The sequence below is a fragment of the Komagataeibacter melaceti genome (genome assembly GCF_003403295.1).
GTDB classification, from domain to species: domain Bacteria; phylum Pseudomonadota; class Alphaproteobacteria; order Acetobacterales; family Acetobacteraceae; genus Komagataeibacter; species Komagataeibacter melaceti.
This window is the reverse complement of the sequence record NZ_QUWV01000016.1, coordinates 1-5668: the sequence shown is the minus strand read 5'-3', so window position 1 is coordinate 5668 and position 5668 is coordinate 1. Positions and strand designations below refer to the sequence as shown.

At 63.5% G+C, this 5668-nt stretch carries 2 protein-coding genes; both read right to left on the bottom strand.

Annotated elements, in window-relative coordinates; all coding sequences use genetic code 11:
- Window positions 1-814: ParB/RepB/Spo0J family partition protein (locus DY926_RS02065; protein ID WP_116701879.1), on the bottom strand; the 814-nt coding region annotated here is incomplete at its 3' end.
- A 158-nt stretch (window positions 815-972) separates the two neighbouring features.
- On the bottom strand, window positions 973-5668 hold a 4696-nt coding region (locus DY926_RS02060; protein ID WP_116701878.1), incomplete at its 5' end, for a methyltransferase.

Below are 5668 nucleotides of genomic sequence, written 5' to 3'. Positions count from 1 at the left end.
CCGCCTCCATCGCTTCACGCTGGGCGGCCGCGTAGGCGCGGGCATCGCAGGTATAGCGGTTATCCTGCCCGCCCTCCCCGAAAAGGTCTTCCTCCCAGATGATGCCATGCTTTCTGGCCGTGGCGTCGTCGAACCGCGCATCACGGGCGTAGAATTCGTCAGTCGAAAGCGCCCGGGCCATATCATCCCAGGCCATGTATTGTCCGTCATCCACCGTCATCCGGTATTCGGCGGGATCGGTGCCCTCGCCCGCGCTCTCCGCCCATATTTCCGCCCAGACACGGGCCTGCTCCTCGGGCGGCACCTTCGCGATCGCCTTGCGGTCCGCACCATCGGGGCCAATGCCCAGTTCAATGGCATCAAGGATCGGGGGATGCAGGTGCGCCAGCAGGTCCAGGCGTTTCAGGTAGGCGGGCGTTATCATCAGCGCCCTGCAGATGGCGTTATCCTTCATGTTCTGCTCGCCGCGCATCCGGCTCACCGCGCGCCACTGATCCGGCTCGCTCATGCCCTGGCGGACCATGTTCTCCGACGCCGCGACCAGCGGATCCAGTGCCTCATCGGCCGATGTCACGAAAACCGGGATGGCTTTCTGCTTCGCCATGATGGCGCACCGCACGCGGCGATGCCCCGCGATGATCGTCAGCGTCCCGTCTTCCGCTTCACGCACGAGCGGGGGATGGATCAGGCCAACGGATTTGATGTTGAGCGCCAGCCTGCGGTCTTCCTCAATCGGTACGGCCGCCTTGCGAGGGTTATCCGGGTTCACATGCAGGGTTTTCGGGTCAACGGCTTCGCGCAGTTCCATGGTCATGTCCTTTTTTCCTGAATTCCGTCTTTCGACATCATTCCGGCGGCCAGGGGCCGCGTCGGCGCGCAAGGCCGCGCGCAGCGCGCCCGGCCTGAGCCTTGCGCGCCGACGCGGTTGCTGGCAGCCCCCACGCCTTTCCTTCGCTTTTTCCAATCCGGCCGTCAGGCCGCCTGTGCCTCGCCCTCTCCGGCTGGAGCCGTGTCATCATTCGCTGCTTCTCCCTCGACCACGGTCGCGGCCAGATCCGCTTCCAGCGCCTCGAGTTCCTCGCGCTTTTCCTCCAGCAGCGCCTGTTCGGCAAAAGGCGCCCCGAGACGTGCTTCGTAGCCCGGCAGGCGGCGGATCGTCCCGTCACGTTCACGGATGGTATTTTCCAGCACGGCCTCGAACGTCAGCAACAGGTGTTCGATGCGCGAGACCAGCCCCAACGGCGTGACCTCATCGTCGAGCCGGATGGCCGCATCTCCCTGTTCAAGGGCCATATAGAGAGACACGTCGGCCTTTGGCTTCTTTGCCTGCACGCTGTGTATCTCGCGCGCCTCGCACATCACGTCAAAGCCGCCGATCCGGCCCAGTTTCCATTCCCCTCCCTCACCATTACGCTCGGCCATACGCACCTGCGACAGGAGATATGCCCCGGCCTTCTCCCGTGCACCGACAGCCGCGCGTGCGGTTTCCAGAACAAACGCCTCCCCCCTTGTCGACCGACGCCGTGCGATATCCGCTTCGATCTTCGGAATCATCGCATCCGCGGCTACAATCTGCCGCCGGGCCGTCTGGATTGCGCGCTTCACGTTGAACTGGTCATCGTAATGGGCTGCATGCAGGCGTTCGAGGCGCGCCAGTTCCGCCTCCAGACCTGCTTTCTTCAGGAGGCGCTCATCGCCCGATGCCAATGCCTTCGCCATTGCGAACTGGTTGGCCTCGGCACCGATGTCCTCAAGGCGGCGGATGGTGCGGTCGCCGGACATCGCGAGGCAGATGAAGCGCTGCTTGCGCTCCAGCATCTGCCAGTTCGTGGCATCAACCGAGCCTTTCTGGGCATAGGCGTAAATCTCGATCTCGTGGTTCTGGTTTCCCTGCCTCTCGATCCGGCCCTCGCGCTGGATGATGTCAGCGACCAGCCAGGGCACATCGAGATGGTGCAGTGCCTTCAGGCGCTGCTGGGCGTTGACGCCCGTTCCCATTGTCGCGGTCGAGCCGATCAGGATGCGCTTGCGGCCGGAATTCATGTCAGCGAAAAGGCGCTGCTTGGCCGCCGATTTTTTATAGTGCTGCATGAACGCGATCTGCTCGGCCGGAACACCCAGCCGGATCAGTTCGTCGCGTATCCAGGTGTAGGCGGAAAACCCGCGTTTTGCGAGCGCGCTTTCCGTGCCCAGGTCGGAAAAGATCATCTGTGCCGCACCCGGCAGGTCATAGGGCGCCCCGGTTTCCGGATCGACATACCGGGTGTCCGAGGTGGCCTGCCAGATTTCAAAGACCTTCCCGATCATGATGTTGAGCTTGCTGAGCGGGTCACTCTCCATTCCCGGCGTCACGAAACGCAGGTCGATCCCAGCGTGCCGCGCATCGGTAATCACCGACAGAAGGATGTCGTCGCCTTTTTGCGGTCGGCCGGTCCGGTTCTCGATGGCGCTGATCCGCTGCGCCAGCGTCTGCTGGTAAGCCTTGAAATTGTCATTCGAGGGGGCGACCACGATCTCGCGGCGACCGCCCCGGATCAGGGGCAGTTTCACATACTGGCGCAGGTCATCAGGCAGCACCACGTCGGCGAAGCTGCGATACATCGACATGAGATCGGCGACATTGACGAACTCGGAAAACCGCGTGACCGGCTTGTAAAGGCCGCTGGGCTGCAGTTCGAGTTCCGTGCGGGTCTCCCCGAAATTCGCCGCCCATGCATCGAATTCATGCAGGCCGCGTTCCTCAAGGGCGGCAGGCTGCATGAACCGCTGCACGGTATACATCTCGCCCAGTGTATTCGTGATGGGAGAACCCGATGCCAGGACGAGGGCGCGCTCGGGGTTGTCCTGCGCGATGAAACGCGACTTCACGAACAGGTCCCAGGCCCGCTGCGAACCGTTCGGGTCGACGCCCTTGAGGTCGGACTGGTTGGTGGCGAACGACAGCTTGCGGAACAGTTGCGCCTCATCGACAAGTATCTGGTCAATGCCAATCTCACCGATATGCAGAAGATTGTCCTTGCGCGCGGCCAGTCCTTCCAGCCGGGCCTCCATCTTTTCCTTCATCTGCTCGATACGCTTGCGCGACAGCGCATCATCACGATCCACTGATTCCAGAAGATCCTCGTACGAAGCGATCTGCCCCGCGATGAGGTCGCGCTCGAATTCGGCGGGCGTGGGAATGAACTTGAACGCATCATGGGTGATGATGATCGCGTCCCAGGCTCCCGTTGCCGCCCTGGCAAGGAAACGCTGGCGCTTCGCCTTTTCGAAGTTGGTCTCATCCGCAACCAGGATACGCGCGGTCGGGTAAAGCATCAGGAACTCGCGGGCCATCTGGGCGAGGCAGTGCCCCGGCACGGTGATCAGGGGCTTGCTGACCAGCCCCAACCGGCGCTGTTCCATGACTGCGGCGACCATGGAGAAGGTTTTCCCCGAACCTACGGCATGGGCCATGTAGGTGCTGCCCGCCGCGATAATGCGCCAGATGACCCGCTTCTGGTGCGCGCGCAGCGATATGACGGAACTGGCGCCGGGCAGGGTCAGGTGCGCGCCATCGAACCGGCGCGGCATGAGATTGTTGTAGACGTCGTTGTAATGGCGCACGAGGCGTTCACTACGGTCGGGATCATTCCAGACCCAGTTGTGGAAAGCCTGCCTGATCGCGGCCAGCTTTTCCTTGGCCGCTTCCGTCTCCTTCGTGTTCAGCTCGCGATGCTCGCCATTTTCATCACGCCACACATCCCATATCTTCGGGATCGACTGGTTGAGCGCGTCATTCAGCAGTTCGCCCGCATGGCGTCGCTCGGTTCCCCATAGCGACGTCGCCTCGGCCTTGCCCCGGAACGGTGCGGTATCCAGGCTCCATGTGGCAACCTCGACGGTATGACGCACCGTCGTCTCGACCCCGATCACCTCGGAAATGAAGGCGCTCACATCGGCAGCCGGGAGCCATGGCGCGCCCAGTCGTGCCGTAATGTCGGACGGGCGCAGGTCCTCGGGCTGGACCCCCTCAAGCGCCGTCACGTTGCGAGCGTAGCGGACGTCGGTCCGGGCCGCCTCCCGCGCCTCGCGAAGCGTGGTGCGGACAGGGCCGGAAAGCGCCTCGTCCGCCGTCACCCATACATCCCGCCCGTTTGTGCTTCGTGCGGGGTCAAGGTAGATCGCATCCCCCAGTTCGCTGATCGCCTGCGCCTCGGAGCGACCAAGGAGTTCCGCCACGCGGGGGATCTCCACCCCACCCGTCTCATGCAGGCACACGGCGAGGGCATCGAGGGCGGTATGGACTTCCGGCTCGACAGGGGCATGGACAACCCGCTCCGAGAAAATCGGCCCCATGGCGCCGACCTGCTTCTCGGCGTCGTAATTCTCGATCGACGCCACCAGCCACACGTCCGGGTCATCAAGAAATGGCTGGAGGTTCGGGCGGCGCTGGGTCTCGGTCTCCACGCCGGTCTTCTCGCTGATACGGGTCGTCGTGTTCGTCAGGTTGATCGGCCCGAACTGGCGGACAAAACTGGTATAGGCACGCCTGAGGTCGGACTGGGGCCTCCCGTAGGGCCGGTTCTCCATCTGTGCGCGCAGCACCGCCCGTGTGGCGTCACGCACGGGAACCAGCGCCTCTATGATCCGGGCATGCTTCTGGAAAATGCCCTCGGTGCTGCCTTTCCGGCGGATCGGGACCACGACCCCCACGCCGCCCACGATCTGGTGCAGCACGCGGTTCTCAATGTAGTAGCTGCCCTCCTTGAGGGTCGCGCCATCCGCTGCCGTACCGATACGCGGTCGCGATACGGGAGTTGAGAAATCGCAGCTTTCCGGCGCGGGGAAGCGGATGTCGGGGGCTATGCGCGCCAGGGCGTCCGGCAGCGCGCAATCCAGGACAATCCCGGCGATCGGCGCGCAGGTGTAATCGGGGCCGAACTGGGTGGTGGTCCAGTCATGACGGCCCAGCACCTGCTCACCGTGTTCGAGGAAATAGCGGTTGATGAACAGCGGCCCGTCACCATGGTTGCTGTCGGCCACCTCGCCCGTCTCCAGCCAGCTTTCATCCCCCGGCATGTCCCCCACCATGCGACGGCGCAGGACAAGGATATCCACGACCACCTCGGTGCCGGCTTCATCCTTCATCGCTCCCTGCGGCAGGCGCACCGCCCCCAGAAGGTCAGCAATGGAAGCGATATGCGCGCGCGCCGTCGTGTCGCGCTTGTCCATCGTATGACGTGATGTCACGAACACTGCGATACCCCCGGGCCGCAGGGCTTCCACGGAGCGTGCGATGAAATAGTCATGCAGCGACAGGCGCAGCCGCCCGATCGTGTCGGCCCCCCGCACGGTGCGGTTGGAAAATGGCGGGTTGCCGATCACCAGCTCGTAACGCTCGCCCGGAACGGTTTTCGTGAAATCCTCCTGCCGGATCCACTGGTTCGGATAAAGCGCACGCGCGATACGCGCCGTCAGGGAATCATTTTCGATGCCGGTAAAGGCCATCTTCCCCTCCAGCTTTTCAGGACGGGTAGCGATGAACAGGCCGGTGCCGCAGCCTGGCTCCAGCACGCGTCCTCCCGAGAATCCCATCCTCGTGACCATGTCCCACAGTGAACGGACCATGAGTTCCGGGGTGTAGTGGGCGTACTGGGTGGCGCGCATGAGGCCGGCCCGTTCGGCATCG